At 50.9% G+C, this 23,083-nt stretch carries 22 protein-coding genes, 1 tRNA gene and 3 rRNA genes; 7 read left to right on the plus strand and 19 right to left on the minus strand.

Features of this window, described 5'->3' with window-relative positions; all coding sequences use genetic code 11:
* Positions 1–2 precede the first annotated feature (2 nt).
* From CMUST_RS12410 to CMUST_RS16610, 3 genes are read left to right on the plus strand one after another with little or no spacing between them, the layout of a single operon-like run.
* Entirely contained in the window at positions 3–335 is a 333-nt protein-coding gene (locus CMUST_RS12410) for a DMT family transporter (RefSeq protein ID WP_047262784.1), read from the plus strand.
* Between the two features lies 1 nt (position 336).
* On the plus strand, positions 337–654 hold the full coding sequence (locus CMUST_RS12415; protein ID WP_047262785.1) for a DMT family transporter: 318 nt from the start codon (positions 337–339) through the stop codon (positions 652–654).
* Positions 623–1,117, plus strand: coding sequence for a hypothetical protein (locus tag CMUST_RS16610; RefSeq protein WP_144414212.1), 495 nt, complete (start codon positions 623–625; stop codon positions 1,115–1,117). Before CMUST_RS12415 ends, CMUST_RS16610 begins: the two co-directional genes overlap by 32 nt.
* Here the strand turns inward: CMUST_RS16610 and CMUST_RS12425 are convergent.
* The 13 genes from CMUST_RS12425 to pgm form a co-directional block, all read right to left on the minus strand.
* Complete coding sequence (locus tag CMUST_RS12425; RefSeq protein WP_047262787.1) at positions 1,114–1,458, minus strand: hypothetical protein; 345 nt, start codon at positions 1,456–1,458, stop codon at positions 1,114–1,116. The genes CMUST_RS16610 and CMUST_RS12425 overlap by 4 nt on opposite strands.
* A gap of 10 nt (positions 1,459–1,468) precedes the next feature.
* On the minus strand, positions 1,469–2,377 hold the full coding sequence (locus CMUST_RS12430) for a DUF7638 domain-containing protein (protein WP_047262788.1): 909 nt from the start codon (positions 2,375–2,377) through the stop codon (positions 1,469–1,471).
* Between the two features lie 607 nt (positions 2,378–2,984).
* Complete coding sequence (locus tag CMUST_RS17075; protein WP_236690115.1) at positions 2,985–3,188, minus strand: GNAT family N-acetyltransferase; 204 nt, start codon at positions 3,186–3,188, stop codon at positions 2,985–2,987.
* The gene (locus CMUST_RS17080; RefSeq protein ID WP_236690116.1) at positions 3,189–3,464 is read right to left on the minus strand and encodes a hypothetical protein; all 276 of its coding nucleotides are present in this window, start codon (positions 3,462–3,464) and stop codon (positions 3,189–3,191) included.
* 200 nt (positions 3,465–3,664) lie between these two features.
* On the minus strand, positions 3,665–4,417 hold the full coding sequence (locus CMUST_RS12440; protein WP_047263631.1) for an ABC transporter permease: 753 nt from the start codon (positions 4,415–4,417) through the stop codon (positions 3,665–3,667).
* A 1-nt stretch (position 4,418) separates the two neighbouring features.
* The gene (locus tag CMUST_RS12445) at positions 4,419–4,691 is read right to left on the minus strand and encodes a P-loop NTPase family protein (RefSeq protein ID WP_052844752.1); all 273 of its coding nucleotides are present in this window, start codon (positions 4,689–4,691) and stop codon (positions 4,419–4,421) included.
* Between the two features lie 26 nt (positions 4,692–4,717).
* Positions 4,718–6,175: an IS1634 family transposase gene (locus CMUST_RS12450; protein ID WP_052844452.1), complete on the minus strand. Its 1,458-nt coding sequence runs from the start codon at positions 6,173–6,175 to the stop codon at positions 4,718–4,720.
* An 80-nt stretch (positions 6,176–6,255) separates the two neighbouring features.
* Entirely contained in the window at positions 6,256–6,894 is a 639-nt protein-coding gene (locus CMUST_RS12455; protein WP_052844754.1) for an ABC transporter ATP-binding protein, read from the minus strand.
* Position 6,895: 1 nt separating this feature from the next.
* Positions 6,896–7,441, minus strand: coding sequence for a TetR/AcrR family transcriptional regulator (locus CMUST_RS12460; RefSeq protein ID WP_047262789.1), 546 nt, complete (start codon positions 7,439–7,441; stop codon positions 6,896–6,898).
* 647 nt (positions 7,442–8,088) lie between these two features.
* Positions 8,089–8,161 (minus strand) — tRNA-Ala (locus CMUST_RS12465).
* An 83-nt stretch (positions 8,162–8,244) separates the two neighbouring features.
* A complete protein-coding gene (locus CMUST_RS12470) occupies positions 8,245–8,967 on the minus strand; it encodes a DsbA family protein (protein ID WP_047262790.1) in 723 nt (240 codons plus the stop codon).
* 178 nt (positions 8,968–9,145) lie between these two features.
* The gene (locus CMUST_RS12475) at positions 9,146–9,601 is read right to left on the minus strand and encodes a DoxX family protein (RefSeq protein WP_052844756.1); all 456 of its coding nucleotides are present in this window, start codon (positions 9,599–9,601) and stop codon (positions 9,146–9,148) included.
* A 95-nt stretch (positions 9,602–9,696) separates the two neighbouring features.
* On the minus strand, positions 9,697–11,352 hold the full coding sequence (gene pgm, locus CMUST_RS12480; protein ID WP_047262792.1) for a phosphoglucomutase (alpha-D-glucose-1,6-bisphosphate-dependent): 1,656 nt from the start codon (positions 11,350–11,352) through the stop codon (positions 9,697–9,699).
* Positions 11,353–11,476: 124 nt separating this feature from the next.
* On the opposite strand from pgm, the gene CMUST_RS12485 reads away from it, so the two are divergent.
* Positions 11,477–11,803 carry a CrcB family protein gene (locus CMUST_RS12485; protein WP_052844758.1) on the plus strand — a complete coding sequence of 109 codons (327 nt, stop codon included), beginning with the start codon at positions 11,477–11,479 and terminating at the stop codon, positions 11,801–11,803.
* The gene (locus CMUST_RS12490) at positions 11,800–12,144 is read left to right on the plus strand and encodes a fluoride efflux transporter FluC (protein WP_047262794.1); all 345 of its coding nucleotides are present in this window, start codon (positions 11,800–11,802) and stop codon (positions 12,142–12,144) included. Before CMUST_RS12485 ends, CMUST_RS12490 begins: the two co-directional genes overlap by 4 nt.
* A 54-nt stretch (positions 12,145–12,198) precedes the next feature.
* Here the strand turns inward: CMUST_RS12490 and CMUST_RS12495 are convergent, their stop codons facing one another.
* From CMUST_RS12495 to murA, 5 genes are all read right to left on the minus strand, one after another.
* A complete protein-coding gene (locus CMUST_RS12495) occupies positions 12,199–12,453 on the minus strand; it encodes a hypothetical protein (RefSeq protein ID WP_047262795.1) in 255 nt (84 codons plus the stop codon).
* A 195-nt stretch (positions 12,454–12,648) separates the two neighbouring features.
* Positions 12,649–12,765 (minus strand): 5S ribosomal RNA (gene rrf / locus CMUST_RS12500).
* Between the two features lie 101 nt (positions 12,766–12,866).
* A 23S ribosomal RNA gene (locus tag CMUST_RS12505) occupies positions 12,867–15,980 on the minus strand.
* A 398-nt stretch (positions 15,981–16,378) separates the two neighbouring features.
* Positions 16,379–17,908: ribosomal RNA gene (locus tag CMUST_RS12515) — 16S ribosomal RNA — on the minus strand.
* Together the 16S, 23S and 5S rRNA genes form the textbook arrangement of a ribosomal RNA operon.
* A gap of 557 nt (positions 17,909–18,465) precedes the next feature.
* The gene (murA, locus tag CMUST_RS12525; protein ID WP_047262797.1) at positions 18,466–19,719 is read right to left on the minus strand and encodes a UDP-N-acetylglucosamine 1-carboxyvinyltransferase; all 1,254 of its coding nucleotides are present in this window, start codon (positions 19,717–19,719) and stop codon (positions 18,466–18,468) included.
* 40 nt (positions 19,720–19,759) lie between these two features.
* Between murA and CMUST_RS12530 the strand changes: the two genes are divergently transcribed.
* Positions 19,760–20,332, plus strand: coding sequence for a cob(I)yrinic acid a,c-diamide adenosyltransferase (locus CMUST_RS12530; RefSeq protein WP_047263634.1), 573 nt, complete (start codon positions 19,760–19,762; stop codon positions 20,330–20,332).
* Between the two features lie 62 nt (positions 20,333–20,394).
* Here CMUST_RS12530 and ramA read toward each other — a convergent pair whose 3' ends face one another.
* Positions 20,395–21,240, minus strand: a complete 846-nt coding sequence (gene ramA, locus CMUST_RS12535) for an acetate metabolism transcriptional regulator RamA (RefSeq protein WP_047263635.1) — start codon at positions 21,238–21,240, stop codon at positions 20,395–20,397.
* A gap of 844 nt (positions 21,241–22,084) precedes the next feature.
* Here ramA and cysK point away from each other — a divergent pair.
* A complete protein-coding gene (gene cysK, locus CMUST_RS12540; RefSeq protein ID WP_047262798.1) occupies positions 22,085–23,020 on the plus strand; it encodes a cysteine synthase A in 936 nt (311 codons plus the stop codon).
* Positions 23,021–23,083: the final 63 nt, after the last annotated feature.

The raw sequence follows: 23,083 nt of genomic DNA on the forward strand, positions 1-23,083 counted from the left end.
GGGTGGGTAAATGGTGGTTATTGACACTTACTGTGTGTTGTGAAGTGACAGCAACACTGTGTTTAAAAGCGGCGCTCTCCTACCCGTGGCTTTACGCCATTGTGGTGGCAGGATACGTTGCTTCTTACTGGTTACTGTCAGTTCTCCTCCGCCGCGGCATGCCACTCGGCGTCACTTACGGAATCTGGGGTGCATGCGGTGTGGCATTGACTGCGGTTTTAGGCTCAGTATTCTACCAAGAACACATCACAGTTCTAAGTGGGATAGGAATTGCGGTGATTATTGCAGGTATCGCACTGGTGGAATTCGGTTCCCCACACTCGGGTGGGAATTAACATGGCGTGGTTGTACCTTTCGGCGGCAATCATCTTGGAAGTCATTGCCACCCTAAACCTTAAAATTGCCACAACAAAGCCCTGGGCATACGCTATCGTGGCGGTTGGTTATATCGGGGCTTTCGCCGCGCTTTCCGCTTCGCTTGCCGCCGGTATGGGTATTGGGGTGGCCTATGGATTATGGACCGCGTTTGGGGTGGCATTAACGGCGTTATTATCACGGGTGTTATTCAAAGAAACGCTTACCCCCACCATGATTGCTGGAATTGGGCTTATTATTACAGGCGTTGTTCTCGTGGAATTTGGAGTTAACCATTAACCGCATTATTTCGCTTTTCGACGCCGAATTAGCCGCTTTTGGCACCCAATCCGAATGGACTTGTCAGCCCACCGAATCCGGCTGCGCTGCCCGACATCTGCCATCTGGTGCCCTTTTCCATATTTCTGAGGCCAAACCCGACCTGGAACTGTTCATTCACGAAATAGTGGCACGCACCCATCGCACCCCGATGCAGTTGCAGCGTGACGACCTGGTTTCCGGCACGTTTGTATACCAGCTCCACGAAAACGCGATATTTGACACTGCCCTGTGCGCTGAATTGATTGCCACACTCTCAGACAACACTGATCCTGCTGATGTCGCCTGGCTGATCGCAGCGGTGGATGCGCACTTTTCCTATCACCACGATGAATCCGACTTATTTGTGATTCGCAATTACACCGCCGAAGTGGAAGATCAATGGCGCACAGTTTTTAAACCACAGTTGGCCTATCACAGCTAGTGGCGCAGACCGCCATCAACTTCGAGCACCGCCACCTGCGGCGGGTCGACGGCGTCGAACCCCTCGATATAGCGTGCCAAAATCCCAGCGCGATCAGCATTCCACTGCCGCTGCATTTCCACATCACCGCATTCAGCAACTATGCGATCTGCAAAATCCACAAAGCCACCCGGCCCTGACTCCGCAAACCAAGCCCACACGAGATCACGGCAATCGACGAATACGGTGGTGTGCTTGTCCGGCTTGTCTGCGTCGTCAAGCTTTGACAGCGCAAACCGGGCTTCCTCAAAGGCACGAATCGACGCCAGCGCTGGTTGTCCGTTAAATAAATCCGTAATCATCACTTTTCGCTTATACTTCGCGTTTATCGTCGGTGTACAAAATCCGATAGTAATCGTAATCTTTGGAGTCCATGTCCCCTAAATAACGGCGTTCATGTTCCGGCACCGCTTCATATGCCTCCCGTAGCATCTCGCGACTAAAGTCACTTGGCTCCTTCAAATACTCGAAATATGCCTGCCTGCACTTTTCTGCTGCCATCTGTTTCCCCACCGCGCGGGCACTTTGCCCCTGGAGCGATTTCTTAAACTCCGTCACATTCTCTACGATCGCGAACTCGGGCTTTAACCGCAGCTCCCCGATATTCGCCACCCGCACCCAGGCATCTTCGGTAATGGTGATCGCCAGGTCACCAGCGTCGATCATGTTTTCACATTCAGCAAAGCTGAAATCACGTTCCCCGATTACCGAAAGGCGAAACGTCTCGTCGGCGAACGGCACGATTGTTGTTATCTCCCAACCGGCATCCGTGCGAAGAAAAGCCTCTAAGTTAAACGCCACCGTGGCACCTGCATGATTGAGGTTATACATGGGATCAGTTTTCTTCGGGTGCGGCTCATCCAGATTCGCCCGCGAAAGCGGAAAATCCGGCACGGGGTGCGACTGCTCACCACGAAGCTTATCCACCACAGATTCAAGAAAACCCAGGTATTCACCCGGCGTGGCATGCGACCACCGCGCTTCCAACACCCGGAAATCCCCCAATTCAGAAATGCGGACCGTCTCGCCGACCGGAATCGCGGGCACAACCCAGCCCGATTCCACATGATCCCGCATACCGGCCACATCCGTCTTACCCCAACAATCGACAATACCGTCCTCATAGACAGTGAAATCCGTGAGAAAATACCCGCCGTTGTTGATCATCCCGTAAACAGTGACTCCGGAAACCTGTTGTAACCGATACACCGGAATTGGCATTTTTGTTATTCCCCTTAACAAGATTTTCTCACTAGAAATCTTTACTGAGCTTTGTGTGCTGGGTATTTATGGCGATGACGGGTACTTGTGTAGGAGAAAGCATATTTTCACCGTGATACCTGGTCTGTTGCCCTTCGAGAATTTTCCTGGTGAGAAAACCTTAACATGTCCAATTAATCGCTAACCCCCGAACAATCCTCATCTCTGACAGAAAAACACCTAGCGGACCATACTGGCACAATTCTTGCGGTGAGCATTCAGTTTCGTCATAACACTGTACATAGTGACTAGCGACGACAAAATGCGTAATGAGCACCGAGTACATTTTAACCTGGTCTGCACCATTATGGACAATGCGGTGAATCTTTGGTATGTGGCCTAGATTTTTGATAATCCAGAAATAACTTTTTCTGTGTTAAGCATCTCCGAGTTAGATTTCATAAACCCCAAAACAAGCATGCAGTGGGTTCATGATGCAACTCGACTCATTCGCTTCCCACACCGTGTAACCAACCACCAACTCACGAAATAGTCGAGTTGTCTTTAGGATACCTACACCAATTACCCGTCTCGCTGAGACTGTTGAATTACACCGTTGCGGGGGTATTTAAGTGGCCAAGGACTTGACCATCACTCCATCATGTCCTCTTCCTGCAACATCAAAAAAGCCTTCGGCAAGGTATAAGCTCTTGGCAATATTGTCAGCTTCCACCGATAAACTAAGCTGTAATAATTCCCTGCACCTAGCCTCAGCTACTATGGCACGCAATAGCTGTCGACCAAGACCACATCCACGAGCGTGCGGTGCCACCTAGAGACTAAGTTCAGGGGTGGTTTCATCAATGAAACCGAACCCAGGATTTGACTGCGGCAAAAACAACGCCCACACTACACCGGTCTGAATACAAGCATCTTCGGCAACAATTCCGAAATCACCTCTGTTTGGTTGCAATCGAGTGTAATGTGCGAACAACTCATTCTCGCGAACGTCGTCAAGCGTAAATCGCTCTTCACACCAGTTGATGTTTCCCAACGTCGCGGTTTCCAGCAATTCGCTTTCCAACGCCGACAATGCGCGAAACTTCATAACTGCCACTCCCTCCCATTATTTCCGCACCTCGACGTTTTACGGCGCAAGCTTGCGGTGATCTGACCCGATTCTATTGGACATACCCGTGTAATGAGAGGAATATCCATCTTTTTACTCACGAAAGTCGGGTGCATCAAATCGAAAAGATGACACATCATGTTGCTATTCGTTTCACGCTTTCTTGCTCGAACATACCTTCATCGATCAAGCTCCAGATGCCTCCATGACCAGCACACAAGAAAAGCGAAACCAGCAGCAAAACCAGCCGTAAAAGCGAGTTGCAATAGCGATACTGCAGTTCCAGCCGATAATGCCCAAAGGGCAGGAACAGCAGGTGGCACCCAGCCACCAATGCCAGCAAGAATACCAATCTGAGCGAGAACAATCAATACAATAGTGCTGGCAACCCCAGCCAACAACGAACGAGTCAAGGTAACGATCCAGGCTACCGGAGTCACCAGTACGATAGAAAACATCAACAACACCCATAGCCGCCCAAATGCTGCCCACGCATCCGCGTCAGGCACCCCGTAACCAATCAACAACCCGAGAACAAAAACCACAAGTAAAACAGCATTGCTCACGGTGAAGGCCCAAGTCAGGTATACGGCAAATTTGGCAAGCGCAATACGGGTAAGACTAATAGGCAACGCAAATAAAGCAGTGACAGTATGATCCGAAAACTCACGTCCAAAAATCCATGCCAACACAATTCCGAACCCAAGAAGCATAGAAACAGTGGAGATCTGCGTTGCCGCTGAAAGCAAGCCACTCCAATCCAGCGTTGCCGCTGTACCAGCCTTCCTTATCAGGTCTGGATTTCCAGTTACAATGCCAGCAGTTATTCCACCAAGTAGACATATTACGCCGAATACAATGACAAACGTAGCCACGATGCCAACCAGCGATCGAGCCAGCTTAAGCGATTCGATATAGAACGCAGCTTTCATTTCAACCACGCCCTATCATCCTGCGACGTTCATCATCAAGTTGAATGTGCTGAAAAAAGGCTCGTTCTAGGTCGTTTCCTGTCGTATCCAATTCGCCAATCAGCCGACCCGCGTTCATCAATAACACTCGGTCTGCAATTCGTGCCACCTCGTCTAAGTGGTGGCTGCTTACTAGGATCGCGGCTCCTGCTTCAGCGCGTTTTATAAGCTCTTCGCGTAGGAGAATTACTGAGGCGGGATCCAGTGAATTGCTTGGTTCATCTAGCAAGATCAACCGAGGATCACCTGACTTGCACAGTTTTAGTACGACATTTTGTTGAGGATTTCTTGGGCTTCTGGTGTGATTTTTGTGGGGATGGTTATCGGGCCGTGGGGTGTGTTGATGGTTACGTCTCGTAAGGGTTCGAGGATGTTGATGATTTTTTGTCGACTGAATCCGGTGAGATCTTGTAGGAAACGTGCGACGGCTAGGGCGACAAAGACGAGATTTAGGTGGGCGCGGATGGAATCTTCTTTCCGTACGTACATTGGCCTGGCTTGAAGGTCGCTTTTTGCCATTCGGAAACTTCGTTCCACTTCGTATAGGTCATGATATGTTGCAATGATTTGTTCACCTGACATGTCCTCGGCCGAGATGTTGGTGATGTATCCTTTCCAGCCTGCTAGTTGTGACGCTTTTTCAAAATCATCAGTGTTGAACTCACAACGGCCGCTGGTGTGGGTAACAAACCGTGCCCGTTTTTGTTTCCGCGTTCCTGTGACGATTTCTTCAGCACGTTGACGTTGCTTGGCAAGAGTGTGCTTGTCGTTGGCAAATCGCTTGTGTGAATACTGACAGACCATTCGCCGTGTGGTTCGGTGAGTTGTGCTAGGGCCCATTGTTTTCGTTGATTCGACGATATGCCCATCATCAATAGCGTGTCCTGTCTCATTGATGGGCATATCCATCTTGTAGGGAGCTTTGGACATTCTTGCCCCGATAATGAATTGAAACCCAAGCGCTTCTAGATGATTGCAGTTGTCCGCAGAAATCATGCCAGCATCGGCGACAACAATGATATTTTCCACGTTATGCCGCCTGCGAAAGCTATTCAGTACATCAATCATGGTGAGTGCTTCTGCTTTGTTTCCCTCGAAGCAGGAAATTTCCAAGGGAAGTCCACGGCTATCAACAAGCAGTCCCACAACAACCTGTGGATCGATACGACGCTCTTTCGAGTACCCCACTTTACGTAAATCGTCTTCACGATCTGCTTCAAAATACAACGTCGTAACGTCATAAAGCACCCACGCTACTGTGCCACGTGCCAGGCTGAAATCAAAACATGCTCGGGAAAACGCACTGTACTTATCCTCATCAAAAGCTGTTTTCACTGCAGCTGAAACCGTGTTGCGATGAACAGCAGGTAACCCTAACCGTTGAAGCACCATGGGTACTTGTGACTTCGAAGAAGGCTGGACTACACGTGCAAAAACAGTGCGGGCAAAAACAGAATCCACCGGATAGATCGCATCAAAACCAAGCGTCGACCACGCACAAGCAAAAACATCCAATAATACGCGAGCAGTCATCGACTCCACCGTCAACGAGTCTTCGGTATCACCTGCCACTGGTAACTCAAGATCTAACTCAAGCTGATCAGCGTAAAGCAGATCACGCGCTTTTTTGAGTAAAGCGTGAAGTTCAATCTCGTTATGGGCAGAACCGACATGATAATCCACCACAGTTCGGCGATGCACATCCCGCACGATCTGCACGGCAGTCGCACCGCTAGCAGTCCTAACTTTCCTAATCCGCACCACACAACAAGACTAACAAGCCCAAAAAACCCACCAAATTAGTACGACAAAAACCCAAAAAACACCCTAAAACCCCAGCTCACCCACAACCAAACCCACCAAAACCACAAACCACTGTGCAACTCAGGTACTAGGATCGCGGCTCCTGCTTCAGCGCGTTTTATAAGCTCTTCGCGTAGGAGAATTACTGAGGCGGGATCCAGTGAATTGCTTGGTTCATCTAGCAAGATCAACCGAGGATCATGTTGAAGTGATGCAGCAAGACCTACACGCTGTTGGTTACCCTGCGAAAGAAGTCGGAATTTCTTATCAGCTACTAAGTCGAGTCCCCACATTGCAATCATTTTATCGACGCGCTCGAGTCTTCCCTGATGCATCAAACACGCAGCACGCAGATTTTGGCGTACCGAAAGTTCTGGGTAGGCAAAAGGAACCTCAACTAGCACCCCCACCTGAGCCCATACTTTGGCAGATATCTTGCCCAGCGAGGAGCCAAATATCCGTATTGCACCTTGCTGCGGACGTATCATCCCTAACGCAAGCCGCATCAGTGTGGTCTTACCAGCACCATTTAGCCCGACTAGCGCAACGATTTCGCTGGGCATCACACTAAACGTTAGGTTTTGTACGCCCGAGCCACCACGAAATAGACGACCAACACTTTCAAATGAAAGCATCTCAGTTACCACCTAAAAGATCACATGCCGATTCTAAGGCCTCACTCAGCGTGCACCGTTCCGTGTTCGCCCATATGAGTAATGCGGTACTCAATCCGGCGATCACTGCAGAGGATGCGATACGCGCCCATACGTCATCAACCCCCCGATCAACCAGTGCATTTGCCAATTCCATGACAGTTTTTCCATTAGATCGCTCTATCGCACCAGTTAATGCTGGCGTCTGTGCGATTATTTTCAAGCGCCTTCTCAAAAATGCCACCGCTTCTTCCGGCAGCTCTACCCAAGCAGCCCTTACCCCTTCGGTCAACGCTTGCATTGGCGGCTCGCCAACAGGACGAACTCGTACCGCTTCAGCCATAAACGGGTCGAAAGAATCAGCCACAATAAGGGATTCTTTCGTAGGAAAATGTCGAAACAAAGTCATCTCACTAACACCAACATGCTCAGCAACCTGCGCAGTCCCCGTAGCCTCATACCCGTACTCAGTGAATAAATCTAATGCCGCCTTCCTTAACGCTTCATGCGTTCGTTCCCATCGTCCCATAACAAAAATGTTAGTGACTAACATAAAGTTTGACAAGTCTCAATGTACAATAAATAGCCAGGTATACGTTCAAGGTTCTCCCAACCCCGGTACCCAAAACCATGTGTGCAGCAATACAGTAAAGGAAAAGCGCGACGCAGCTGCCGACAAATGGCAGTAGTAATTGCAGCGCTATCAATTCAAAAGCTGTTGACGTTGTTTGTGAATGTCATTGATGTCAAGATTGTTTAAATGCTGTTTTACGTTGCTGAAAGTTGCTGGTTGATAATGATTTTTCATTCGGTCTAGAAGTGTGTGACCGGGGTGCAATCAGGTCAATACAACAGCATCCATATCAGCTTTTGAATTGAGACCGCTATGATTGATCAAAGCCTTTGTTCTTAGGCATCCCCACACATGAGCGAATCTAGCGCTTCGTTCCGACACCCAAATTAGTGCCTGCGGGACGCAAAGGAGCAATTCCAATTTTCACCCAACACGGGGACGATTCCCTCAACTTACCAAACACGAAGATCACACAGGCGTATCCCTTCTTCGCCTCTTAACCCCCTTTTGAATCCCTTAACCCTTTGGTGTTATCCACACAGCATACGCAGAGTAAAACCCGCTCCCCTGATGTTTCCACCATAGGAGCGGGTTTAGTAGGGTGGAGCTAACGGGATTCGAACCCGTGACCCCCACACTGCCAGTGTGATGCGCTACCAGCTGCGCCATAGCCCCGTTTCGCTCCTTCTACCGAAGGCAACGCATTAAGGCTACACGACAATAGTCAAAGCTATCAAATCGGCAGGTTATTCCGAATCTTACTTCCTAACAACTTCGTTAACCCAATCAAACACCGACTCTCCCTGGATTTCGGTACCATCCACAATTACACGGGGAGAAGATACCGTTCCGGTTTCCTTTTCCAATTTGTCAGCATTCTGTTTGGCTAATTTTTGATATTCTTCAATAAAAGTTCCAGAAGTAATGTGGTTCAAGGTTTCTTCTGAGGCACCGACAGCACGAGCTGCACTGACAAAATCATCAGTATCCCAGCTTCCGTAAATATCCTCCTGATCCTCCATCAGAATCTTTCGATAATTCCAGTAAACATTCGCTGGTTCATTTTTCGCAATAACATATGCAGCAGCACCAGCGTTTGTCGAATGACCAATTTTTCCCCGATCAAGGAAGTTAAGGCTCCAAATAGTTACGACGACTTCACCATCCTCAATTGCTTTTTTCATATCTGCATCGGTGCTTTTAGCCAGCTGCGAACAATAGGAACAAGAATAATCTTCGTATAGATCAACTTTTTTTGCATTTGCCTTAGCATTCGCTGCTTTCAATGTAATACCATTGTCTTCGTATGAAGTCTCAAACGCTACGGTTTCCGTTGCTCGTTGAGCAAGCTCTTCTTCTTTAGCATTTTTCCCGGAAACGACGACGTACCCAATCAGGATAGCCGCTAGTGTCAACAGTACAATTACTGCCCAGATAAATCCTGAGCCCTTTTCATTCGGATTTTTTATTTTTGTGCTCATTTGTTCCACACCTTGTTTAGTATTCCTTTCAAGAGTTACGAAGTAATAGCAGTCGCTTGTCGCAACCGTCAGAAAGCAACTTAACTATTACACAATCATTTAAACTACATTAACTGTTCATTCATTCCATAAAAGTTAAAAAATACCGAACAATTTCATCAAAAATAGCTGGGAATCATCAAGGATGAATGGCAAAACGCTTATATGGCCGGTACATTACCCAGAGCGACATCAGGAACAGCCCGACATCCCGGAGAATTGTATACAGATAATCCATGCCTCCATCCGATAGATCTACATCACCGAAGCACCCACAGTCGATTACCAGACCACGCACCCAGGCTTGTCCCACCCCGATCATAAATAAGATCAGAACCATTGCAGAAATTTTTGCGGCAGAACGAAGAAAGATACCAACCAGAAGCACAACGCCACCAGCAAGTTCGAGCGGCCCAATAATCCTTCCCAAAAATATCGACCATTCAATAGTAAAGATCTCATACCCTTGAATAGCTTGCGCCTCTGCCATGGTTTTACCAAGTTTTTGCCAACCTGCAACAATCCATACTACTGCAAGCCCAAATCTTGTTAGGAAACTGATAGTATCCGAGACTTTTGTATTTAGTCTAGTCACGGTAATTCAGCATAATTGTTTAACGCCCTAAATGGCGAACCTTTGTTCTTGCGATCAATCGCATAAGATTCACACTACTTAGGGTTTTACGCAGGTTAGCTACCTAGTACGGCAGATACCAGTGCCTGCGCTTCCTTTTGTACTTCCACAAGATGAGATTCACCTTTGAAGGATTCGGCGTATATCTTGTATTTGTCTTCTGTTCCGGATGGGCGGGCGGCGAACCAGGCGGATTCGGTGCACACCTTGAGGCCACCGATAGCAGCACCGTTGCCTGGGGCAGCAGTGAGTTTCGCGGTGATGGGTTCCCCGGCGAGTTCGGTGGCGGTTACTTGTTCCGGCGACAGGGCCTTGAGAATCGCCTTTTGTTCCCGGTTTGCGTCCGCATCGGTACGGGCATATACCGGCGCACCGAATTCGGCAGCGAGTTCCGCGTACCGCTGCGATGGGGTCTTGCCAGTGACTGCGGTGATTTCGGCAGCGAGCAGGTCCAAAATGATGCCGTCTTTGTCGGTGGACCAGACGGTGCCGTTGTGGCGTAGGAAGGAAGCACCGGCGGATTCTTCGCCGCCGAAGCCGATGGAGCCGTCGATAAGCCCTGGCACGAACCATTTAAATCCGACGGGAACTTCCACCAGTTTTTTGCCGAGGTTTGCCACCACGCGGTCGATCATGGAGGAAGATACCAAGGTCTTACCCACCGCGTCGGTACCCCAATCGGGCCGGTGGGCGAAGAGATAGTCGATAGCGACCGCGAGATAGTGATTCGGGTTCATAAGTCCCGCATCGGGGGTGACGATACCGTGGCGGTCGGCGTCGGCGTCGTTACCGGTAGCAATGTCGTATTTGTCACGGTTGTGGACCAAAGATGCCATGGAATTAGGGGATGAGCAGTCCATGCGAATCTTGCCGTCAGTATCCAAGGTCATGAACCGCCAGGTAGCGTCGACAAGCGGGTTGACCACGGTCAGGTTGAGCTTATGCGCATCGGCAATCGCACCCCAGTAATCTACCGAGGCGCCACCCATGGGGTCGGCACCGATGGCCAAACCTGAGTCCCGGATTGCCGCGATATTAATCACATTCGGCAAATCAGCCACGTAGCTGTCGAGGTAGTTATACGGCGTCACGCGTGGATCAAGCACACCAGCAACGCTAGTGCGGTTAACCTCAGCCATACCGCCCCGCATGATTTCGTTGGCGCGGGCTGCGATCCAATCGGTAGCATCGGTATCCGCCGGGCCGCCGTTTGGCGGATTGTACTTAAAGCCACCGTCGCGTGGCGGATTGTGCGACGGAGTAATTACAATGCCGTCGGCACGTTTCGGGTCGGTGCCGGTCACTCCGCCGTCTAGCTTGGCGTTGTGCGCCAAAATAGCGTGCGATACCGCAGGAGTTGGGGTGTAGCGGCCCCGATCATCGACAAGCACGGTGCAATCGTTGGCAAGGAGAACCTCAAGCGCGGAAATCATGGCTGGCTCGCTCAGCGCGTGCGGATCCCGCCCAATAAAGACAGGGCCGCCGATGTTTTGGCTACAGCGATAATCGACGATCGCTTGAGTGGTTGCCAAAATGTGGTTTTCGTTAAAGGCAGTATCCAGTGACGATCCCCGGTGCCCGGAGGTGCCGAAAGCAACTTGCTGGTCGGGGTTTTCCACGTCTGGGGTGCGGGTATAGTACGCCGTGACTACTTCTGCGATGTCAATGAGATCCTGCGGTTGTGCAAGTTGGCCTGCGCGTTCATGAGCCATTACGGGAAACTCCTTTTAGTGAAGGTAATGATACGACTTACATTCCATCATCTACTTTTTATTCCGGTTGCGCACGATTTCGCTATAAAAGTCACAATAAGGGCTATGTTAAAGGGGTATGCGTATGGTTTTTGTCGCTGCGGCTGGGGCCGCCGCCGGGGCTGGATGTCGGTTTATCCTGCATCAAAATTCACTTTTCGACGCCCCGACGTCTGTCCTACTCATCAATGTCCTGGGAAGCTTCCTGTTTGCCACCGTGCCGAGCGAACCAACATGGTTAAGGCCCCTTGTATGTTCCGGTTTCTTGGGTGGTTTTACGAGCTTTTCGACGTTCCTCGTGCTGGCGGTCTCCCACACAATCATTGGGGCAGCCATCTACACCTTGATTACCGTCACCTCCTGTCTCGCCGCCTGGCTTGCTGGGACAGAACTCATGAGGCGGTGGAAATGATCGTCGTATCTTTGGGTTTTGTGTGCCTAGGTGGAGCGCTCGGTGGTGCAGTGCGCTACCTGCTTAGTGTTCTACTCCCCCGGCTTGTAGGGACACTAGTAGCCAATTCTGCTGCCTGCATTCTGGCTGGTATTGCCCTCCAATGTTTTACTACGTCCTCCGTAGCCTATGCCGCACTAGCTGTAGGTGTAGCTGGCGCAATGTCCACCTGGTCAACACTTGCTGCGGAACTTGGGCAACTACTGAAAGAAAACCGCTATAGGACGTGTGTTCTCTACTTCTGTGCCACGATGATCGGCACAACAGCTTCCTTGGCGTTAGGAAGTTGCATTGGGACTTAGGTTCGTATAACCACAAAAACCCCAGCAGATTATGCTGGGGTTTCCATAACGAAGTTAGAAAGTTGGGGCACCGGGCCACGGGGTTTTACCCTTGCCACGGGTAAAGAGGTTATACAAAGTACCAATGACAAAATATAGTGCAGCGAAGGAACTCAACCCACCGAGAACAGTACCTGCAATGGTATCGAATTGCAGATGTGGGTGGGTTGTGGACTGTGCCATAGCTGCGGGGCTAAAAATGATAAACATCGTAATCACTGCGGATACAACAACAAAAGCTGCAGCCAGAGAACGAACAGACAAAGACATCACGCTAAAAATCCTTCACCTAAAAGAACAATAACCTTGGAACATCAACGCTTATGTCCACCAGAAAAACTGAGGTGGTAAAAATTCTTTGCGTTGAACACATATCGTTATCGCCGAGTCCGACGAAATCGTTACACTGAGGTAAAAGTTAACCCCCACCTGTGTTGGGTGGGGGTTTGTTTGTTGAGTTTTTGTGGTCGGCGGTGTCTTACTCTCCCACAAACTTCCGTTTGCAGTACCATCAGCGCTGTCGGGCTTAGCTTCCGGGTTCGGGATGGGTCCGGGCGTGTCCCCGACGCTATTGCCACCGACACGATCATTATTATTATTGTTGTTTTTGTTTTGTGGTGGTGTTGTGTCAGATACTGTGTAGTGGACGCGGTTTTTTGTGTTTGTTTTGTTTGGGTTGTTTTGGGTGGTGTTTGTGGGTGTATTAGTACCAGTCACCTGAGCATATTACTATGCGTGCAGTTCTGGCCTATCGACCCGGTAGTCTTCCGGGCACCTCATTAGTGAAACCTCATCTTAGAACAGGCTTCCCGCTTAGATGCTTTCAGCGGTTATCCTTTCCGTACGTAGCTAACCAGCTGTGCCACTGGCGTGACAACTGGCACACTAGAGGTACGTCCGTCCCGGTCCTCTCGTACTAGGGACAGCTTTCTTCAAGTTTCTACGCGCGCGGCGGATAGAGACCGAACTGTCTCACGACGTTCTAAACCCAGCTCGCGTGCCGCTTTAATGGGCGAACAGCCCAACCCTTGGGACCTACTCCAGCCCCAGGATGCGACGAGCCGACATCGAGGTGCCAAACCATCCCGTCGATATGGACTCTTGGGGAAGATCAGCCTGTTATCCCCGGGGTACCTTTTATCCGTTGAGCGACACCACTTCCACATGTAGGTGCCGGATCACTAGTCCCTACTTTCGTACCTGCTTGAGTTGTCACTCTCACAGTCAAGCTCCCTTGTGCACTTACACTCTCACACCTGATTGCCAACCAGGCTGAGGGAACCTTTGGGCGCCTCCGTTACGTTTTAGGAGGCAACCGCCCCAGTTAAACTACCCACCAGGCACTGTCCCCAACCCAGATCATGGGCCAAGGTTAAGGTGCTCAATCCGATCAGAGTGGTATTTCACTTGATGACTCCACCGGCACTGGCGTGCCGGGTTCGTAGTCTCCCACCTATGCTACACAAACCGAACCAAACACCAATACCAAGCTATAGTGAAGGTCCCGGGGTCTTTTCGTCCTGCCGCGCGTAACGAGCATCTTTACTCGTAGTGCAATTTCACCGGGCCTGTGGTTGAGACAGCAGGGAAGTCGTTACGCCATTCGTGCAGGTCGGAACTTACCCGACAAGGAATTTCGCTACCTTAGGATGGTTATAGTTACCACCGCCGTTTACTGGGGCTTAAATTCTCCGCTTCGCAACACAAAGTGTTACTAACAGGTCCTCTTAACCTTCCAGCACCGGGCAGGCGTCAGTCCGTATACATCAACTTCCACGTTTTCGCACGGACCTGTGTTTTTAATAAACAGTCGCTTCCCTCTCTTCTCTGCGACCACCACCAGCTCACATCAGTCTGTCACCAGCAGTGGTCCCCCTTCTCCCGAAGTTACGGGGGCATTTTGCCGAGTTCCTTAACCACAGTTCACCCGAACGCCTTAGTATTCTCTACCTGACCACCTGTGTCGGTTATGGGTACGGGCCATATACACACTCACTAGAGGCTTTTCTCGGCAGCATAGGATCACCAACATCCCCACACATACGTGGGTACGCATCACGCCTCACCCAACATGTAGAACGGATTTACCTATCCTACGGGCCACACGCTTACACCACAATCCAATAAGTGGCTCGGCTACCTTCCTGCGTCACCCCATCGTTTAACTACTACCCACGAAGGTCCCACGCACCATGAAACAACACCATGAAAAACACAGTCTCATCCCACAAATGGGTGGTTAGTACCATGGATTCATTAGGGGCGCATGTATACGGGTACCAGAATATCAACTGGTTATCCATCGACTACGCCTGTCGGCCTCGCCTTAGGTCCCGACTCACCCTGGGAAGATTAGCTTGACCCAGGAACCCTTAGTCATCCGGCGGATATGTTTCTCACATATCATTCGTTACTCATGCCTGCATTCTCACTCGCACACACTCCACACCACGGTCACCCAGATGCTTCACAGCTGTGCACGACGCTCCCCTACCCAACCACCACACACAAAAAACATATGATGGTTGCCGCGGCTTCGGCGGTGTACTTGAGCCCCGCTACATTGTCGGCGCAGAACCACTCGACCAGTGAGCTATTACGCACTCTTTCAAGGATGGCTGCTTCTAAGCCAACCTCCTGGCTGTCTTCGCGATCCCACATCCTTTCCCACTTAGTACACTCTTAGGGGCCTTAACCGGCGATCTGGGCTGTTTCCCTCTCGACCAACGGAGCTTATCCCCCGCAGTCTCACTGCCATGCTTACACTTCACCGGCATTCGGAGTTTGGCTGACATTGCTAAGATTGTAGTCCCGCTCAACCAACCAGTAGCTCTACCTCCAGGAAGAAACACACAACGCTGCACCTAAATGCATTTCGGGGAGAACCAGCTATCACGGAGTTTGATTGGCCTTTCACCCCTACCCACAGCTCATCCCCTCAGTTTTCAACCTAAGTGGGTTCGCGCCTCCACAGCATCTTACTGCTGCTTCACACTGGCCATGGGTAGATCACCCCGCTTCGGGTCCAAGACATGCCACTCAACACACCCTCATTAGGATTCGCTTTCGCTACGACTACCCCACACACGGGTTAACCTCGCGACATGCCGTTGACTCGCAGGCTCATTCTTCAAAAGGCACGCCATCACCCCACACAAAAAAGAGAGGGCTCTGACGGATTGTAGGCACACGGTTTCAGGTACTCTTTCACTCCCCTCCCGGGGTACTTTTCACCATTCCCTCACGGTACTTAATCCGCTATCGGTCACACTAAGTATTTAGGCTTACCGGGTGGTCCCGGCAGATTCACAGCAGATTCCACGAGCCCGCTGCTACTCGGGCACCCAACCAACCACACGCACACATGCATTCACGTACAGGACTCTCACCCTCTCCGGTAGGCGATTCCACACCACTTCCGCTTACACACACACGCACAGCAAAACGTCAACAGCCGTCTTATAAGTCAGGCCCCACAACCCCGCACACACAACCCCTGTCAAGTATCACATGCATACGGTTTAGCCTCCTCCACGTTCGCTCGCCACTACTAGCAGAATCACATATTGTTTTCTCCTCCTACGGGTACTGAGATGTTTCACTTCCCCGCGTCAACCCCCACACCAGCTATACATTCACTGATGGGTGACCACACATAACCATGGCCAGGTTTCCCCATTCGGACACCCTCGGATCAACGCTCGATTGGCAACTCCCCGAGGCATATCGCAGCCTTCCACGTCCTTCATCGGCTTAGCATGCCAAGGCATCCACCGTGCGCCCTTACACAACAACACACAAATGAACCAAACAAAAAACACTAAAACACAAAAAAGAAAAAACACACCACACCCACACACAAACATGCATGGGCACAATGCTCGCGTCCACTATACAGTTCTCACACAACACAACCTGCAACCTGCCACCACCCACACAGGCAGCACCAGACCACAGGCACCACACGGAACAACACACGTCATCCCAGACACCCAACAGCACACCAACACACAAAAGTTTCTCTACACAGTCATCTTCTATACCGCTGCTTCTCATCATGACAACCCCCACCCAGCACACACACAACGCATGCACCACACAACAGGGGCGGTTATGCTCCACCTGGATTAAACAAAAATACTCACAAAACGAGCACCACAACCACAACACGTGGCCAAAAAAACATGCTCCTTAGAAAGGAGGTGATCCAGCCGCACCTTCCGGTACGGCTACCTTGTTACGACTTCGTCCCAATCGCCAATCCCACCTTCGACCACTCCCTCCCCAAAAAGGGGTTAGGCCATGGGCTTCGGGTGTTACCAACTTTCATGACGTGACGGGCGGTGTGTACAAGGCCCGGGAACGTATTCACCGCAGCGTTGCTGATCTGCGATTACTAGCGACTCCGACTTCATGGGGTCGAGTTGCAGACCCCAATCCGAACTGAGGCCGACTTTCAGCGATTCGCTCACCCTCACAGGCTCGCAACGCGTTGTACCGACCATTGTAGCATGTGTGAAGCCCTGGACGTAAGGGGCATGATGATTTGACGTCATCCCCACCTTCCTCCGAGTTAACCCCGGCAGTCTCTCATGAGTCCCCACCACCACGTGCTGGCAACATAAGACAAGGGTTGCGCTCGTTGCGGGACTTAACCCAACATCTCACGACACGAGCTGACGACAACCATGCACCACCTGTACACCAACCACAAAAGGGAAAACGTATCTCTACGCCGATCTGGTGTATGTCAAGCCCAGGTAAGGTTCTTCGCGTTGCATCGAATTAATCCACATGCTCCGCCGCTTGTGCGGGCCCCCGTCAATTCCTTTGAGTTTTAGCCTTGCGGCCGTACTCCCCAGGCGGGGCGCTTAATGCGTTAGCTACGGCACAGAAATCGTGGAAGACCCCTACACCTAGCGCCCACCGTTTACAGCATGGACTACCAGGGTATCTAATCCTGTTCGCTCCCCATGCTTTCGCTCCTCAGCGTCAGTTACTGCCCAGAGACCTGCCTTCGCCATCGGTGTTCCTCCTGATATCTGCGCATTCCACCGCTACACCAGGAATTCCAGTCTCCCCTACAGCACTCCAGTTATGCCCGTATCGCCTGCAACCCCGAAGTTAAGCCCCGGTATTTCACAGACGACGCAACAAACCACCTACGAGCTCTTTACGCCCAGTAATTCCGGACAACGCTCGCACCCTACGTATTACCGCGGCTGCTGGCACGTAGTTAGCCGGTGCTTCTTCTACAGGTACCGTCACCTTAAAAAGGCTTCGTCCCTACCGAAAGAGGTTTACAACCCGAAGGCCGTCATCCCCCACGCGGCGTCGCTGCATCAGGCTTGCGCCCATTGTGCAATATTCCCCACTGCTGCCTCCCGTAGGAGTCTGGGCCGTATCTCAGTCCCAATGTGGCCGTCCACCCTCTCAGGCCGGCTACCCGTCGACGCCTTGGTAGGCCATTACCCCACCAACAAGCTGATAGGCCGCGGGCTCATCTCGCACCGAAAAAACTTTCCACCACCAACACTAAATGATGGTCCTATCCGGTATTAGACCCAGTTTCCCAAGCTTATCCCGAAGTACGAGGCAGATCACCCACGTGTTACTCACCCGTTCGCCACTCGAGCACCCCGCAAGCAGGGCCTTTCCGTTCGACTTGCATGTGTTAAGCACGCCGCCAGCGTTCGTCCTGAGCCAGGATCAAACTCTCCACAAAAAACAAGAACAAAAACAATTCCTGCACGGCTCTGCGAAAAGCCCAAAACCAGCAAAAAACAAACAACCAACAAAAAACAACGATCAGCCAAAACCAACCGCCATCAAAAAATTGATCATCCAAAAAACAAAAACAGTCCCCTCACCACGTTGGACAAAAATCACAACATAAGCAAAGAAACCAACAAAAAACAACAAGCCATCAACCCATCATCTTCTGCACAGCTAGTCATTTAACAAGCAAGCCACACTTGCCAGCCACAACCAAAAGCCACAACAAAAAACAACAAGAAAACAACCAAAAAAACAAAAGTACATTGGCACACTATTGAGTTCTCAAACAACGTTCGCACGCTACTTTGAGGGATTTTTCCTCCCAGCCGGTCGCGGCGACTCACATAAAGTTACACAGAACTTCTCAACAAAACAAATTGCCAGTTCAGACGAGTTTTTTAGTGCACTTTTCCACCCTACTGTGTGACTTTTTCATAGAGAATGCTTAGTGTCCCCACAGTAGGCGGCGGTTAGGTGCCCCGCATTCGTCGAAAAGCGATCGCACTATCTCACCCGGGTGATGGTTGCGCCCAGGCTTTGGAGGTTTTCCACAAAGCGCGGGTAACCGCGATCAATGTGATACACATCGTGCACTTCGGTCACCCCATCGGCGCATAGACCAGCCAAAACCAGGCCAGCACCAGCGCGGATATCGGAGCTCCAGACCGGGGTGGAGGACAGCTGCTCTACCCCTCGTAGCACTACATGGTGCCCGTCGACGGTGGCGTCAGCACCAAGCCGCATCATTTCGTCGACAAACCGGAATCGTGCTTCAAAGATGTTTTCGGTGATAACGCTGGTTCCGTCCGCGATTGCAGAAATTCCGATTGCCATTGGCTGCAAATCGGTCGGGAAACCAGGAAACGGCAGGGTTTGATAATCCACGGCCTTAGGGCGGTGCGGCATGACAACGCGGAAACCATTGTCATAGGTTTCAATTTGCGCCCCAGCAAAGCGAAGCATTTCTAATGGAAGGTGGAGGTGTCGTGGGGCTATTCCGCTGACCGTGATGTCACCTTGAGTCATGGCTGCGGCATATGCCCATGTTCCGGCAACAATGCGGTCCCCAATCACCTCGTGCTGGGTAGGGTGTAGTTTTTCCACCCCGTCGATGGTGATGGTTGGGGTACCTTCACCGGTGATTTTGGCACCCATTTGGCGCAGCATTACGCAAAGGTCAACAATTTCGGGTTCTCGTGCTGCATTTTCTAAGATGGTGCGTCCGTTCGCTAACACAGCTGCGGTAAGGATGTTTTCCGTCGCCCCCACTGACGGAAAGTCCAGGTCAATCTGAGCTCCGTGTAATCCGCTGGCTTCGGCAACGACTGCGCCATGCCGAATGTAGGTGGTGGCACCAAGTTTTTCCAGGCCGGATTGGTGCATATCTAAGGGACGGCTACCGATCGCGTCGCCGCCAGGTAGCGCAACCACTGCGTGTCCAATGCGTGCGGTAAGGGGGCCTAATACGCAGACCGAAGCGCGGAATTGTCGTACCGCCTCGAAATCGGCATTGGGTGAAACTTCGGCGGGGGTCGTTATCGTCACTGTGTCGCCATTAATGTCGACGTGGCAGCCCAGCCCAGATAAAACCTCACCCATCAGTGGTACGTCGAGAATTTCCGGGCAGTTTGTAAGTGTGGTGGTACCTTCAGCGAGCAGTGCTGCTGCCATGAGTTTCAACACACTATTTTTTGCACCTGCTACTTTTACTTCACCTACCAGGCGCGCACCGCCTGTGACCAAAAAACGATCTTTCACAATCGCCCAGCATAATAAACTGTTCGCGTATTTTGGTGTTATGGCTGTTCACTTAACAAAAATTTATACACGCACGGGTGATGATGGCACCACTGGGTTATCTGATTTCTCTCGGGTGTCTAAAAACGATGCCAGGCTATCGGCCTACGCTGATTGCGACGAACTCAATGCCCAGCTCGGCGTAGTTTTGGCGTTGGGGCAACCAAGCCCTGAGGTTGCAGCAACGTTGCAACGTATCCAAAACGAGCTTTTCGACGCCGGTGCCGACCTAGCAACCCCGGAAAATCCAGATTTGGGATACGAGCCGTTGCGAATCACGCAGGATTATATTGATCGTTTGGAAGCGGAATGTGACAGTTTCAACGAAGCGTTGTCGAAATTGGATTCTTTTATCTTGCCAGGCGGCACCCCCACCGCAGCATTGCTACATGTGGCACGCACGGTGGCCCGGCGTGCTGAACGCGCCGCATGGCTGGCGGTGGAAGCTTATCCTGAGACGACTTCCGTTATGCCTGCTAAATACCTCAATCGGCTGTCGGATTTGCTGTTTATTCTGTGCCGGGTGACCAATAATTCCCAGGATATAAAGTGGGTACCGGGCGGCAAACGTTAAAGGCGTCGAAAAGCGAAATGCTGCTTTTCGACGCCGTAATAGGTGTTTGTTTTGTAAGCCAGCTAGGGTAACGCCCCGATGCGACGGGCAGCATTTACCGCCTCGTATCGGGTATGCGCACCAAGTTTACGCATGACGGATCGCAAATAACTCTTAACAGTTTCTGCGCCGATACCCATTTCTTCTGCCGCTTCAACGTTAGTATGTCCAAGCGCTACACAGGACAGAACATCAAGCTCACGTGCTGAGAGCTTGGTGGTTTGCTTAACCCGAACTGGGGCAACCATTTGGTCGCACAGCTCTTCTAGTTCAGCGCGGATATCCTCTTGTTCGATTCGATTGGCTAGCATGCGCAACTTTGAGTGGGTGGAACGGATCTGTTCCCATTCCGCGCCATTCATCATTCGGCCTTGCCGTGGTGCCGCACCACCACGTAGCCCCTCGGCGCGTCGCGCGGCAGCATTGACAGCTAAGTCCTGCTCCAGGGTGCGCGCAGTCATGGTCACTTCTTCGATGACCTTATCGCCCAAGCGTACTGGGGAGTGAACGCCAACATACAGCACACCACGAATCTCACGATTCACGATGACCGGGACAGCAACGATGGAATGCAGCCCTTCATCTTGAATCACCGAGTCGAGCTCGTGGGAGATAACGTTGGCGCGGGTGTAATCGGAAACGCCGACGGGACGCCCGGTGGTAACTACCCGACCACCAACACCTACGCCTGGTTCGATAATTAAGTTTTGTAACGCGGGTGTTCGTAGACCAACCCATTGTGTGATTTGGATGCGATTATCGGTCAGTACTGTTGCGTACATAGTGACCGGGATACCCGTCTTTGTTTTCAGCGATGCAAGTGCCGAGCGAACGGCATCGTCATCATCTTTCACACGCTGAATCTCCACATTTTCCTCCTGTGTATCACGCATGGCATGAATCCTCTTGGGCTACAAACACACTGTGGATTGTTTAAGTGTCATGCGCTGTAAGAATTCTTCCTATGGAAGTTTTGCAGCACGCAACCGTTAAAACCACATAATCACGCAAACTGTTTGCGAGTTGTTATGCAATCTCAAGAAGCAAACAAGCTAGCCTGCCGTATGCATTACCCCCGGAGTGTGGGTGACGCATACCTGCAACCTCACAGCAGTATAACCATTGAACGGGGGGTAGCAAAAGCTAGTAGATATGTGGGAAATTACCGTTCAATGCCCGCTTTGTACGGAATCTGGGGGTAACCGAGTGGGGAAAATACCCCAGTTTTTACACCACCCACCGGAATTAAAAATCATAAAGTTATCAACACCTCAACCCCGCAGCAAATTATATACTTTCGTACACAAATAGCGTTCTAGCTTACGATTCACCCCCAACAAGGGGAAGCTGAATGAAGTCGCCAACCGCGACAATATATTGCATATTTTTCATCTAATCTGCGCAAAATACTGGCGGGGGTAACTATGCCCAACATGCGCCAAAATCGGACATTATGACACATTGCAATACGCACTAAACCCACAAAACCACATTGCTCAACAAGAAAAATTTTTAAAAAAGTGCCATGAATCACCTGAAAAATACCAAATTCGGCAATTTTATCGCTTGATAGACAACCCTGTCTACAATGCGTTGAATATTATAGACTCATTGGTCTATGCGTTTGCTATACTGATGTCCGGCATCTCTGCAGAAATTCAAAAAATAGACTGCACAAGCCCTAAAAAATTCTCTCACTGAAGGAGCTTACTCATGGCAAAAATTTATAACGACATCCTGGAGACCATTGGCAACACCCCTATGGTGCGCCTTAATCAATTAGATAAAGACCTGCCCGGCAACGTCGTCGTAAAGCTTGAGTTTTTCAACCCGGCAAACTCCGTCAAGGATCGCATCGGCAAAGCGATCGTTGATGCTGCCGAAGCCTCCGGCGAGCTTAAGCCTGGCGGAACCCTCGTCGAAGCAACCTCCGGCAATACCGGCATTGCACTAGCACTGGCCGGAGCCGCACGCGGCTACAATGTGGTGCTTACCATGCCAGAAACCATGTCTACGGAGCGTCGCGTCATGCTCCGGGCATTCGGTGCCGAGATTATTCTCACCCCCGGCTCCGCCGGAATGCAAGGTGCGGTTGACAAAGCGAATGAAATCGTTGCGGAACGGCCTGGTGCAATCCTGGCTCGTCAGTTCGCAAACGCAGCTAATCCACAGATCCACCGCGAAACCACCGGTGAAGAAATCTGGCGCGATACCGATGGCAATATCGACATCTTCGTCGCGGGAATCGGCACCGGCGGAACCATCACCGGCGCTGGCGAAACCTTACGTAAACACAAACCCGAAATTGAAATTTACGCAGTGGAACCAGAAGCTTCACCGCTACTGACTACCGGTAAAGCCGGCCCACACAAGATTCAGGGAATGGGCGCAAACTTCATCCCTGAAGTTTTAAACCAGAAGATCTACGACGAAGTTATTACCGTTTCCAACGAAGACGCCGTAACAACCTCCCGCAACCTAGGTGTTCAAGAAGGTATCCTCGGCGGAATTTCAGCAGGGGCAAATGTCAAGGCGGCTCTCGACATTGCCGCCCGTGAAGAAAACGCCGGGAAAACCATCGTCACTGTCATCCCAGACTTCGGTGAGCGCTACATTTCCACAGTGCTTTACGACGACATCCGCGACTAAACCTCTCCCCTTTTTTTGCGCATCACCGCCCTACTCGATCACATCTTTGGCTTCTTCCGTAGG

The organism is Corynebacterium mustelae (assembly GCF_001020985.1).
GTDB lineage: Bacteria > Actinomycetota > Actinomycetes > Mycobacteriales > Mycobacteriaceae > Corynebacterium > Corynebacterium mustelae.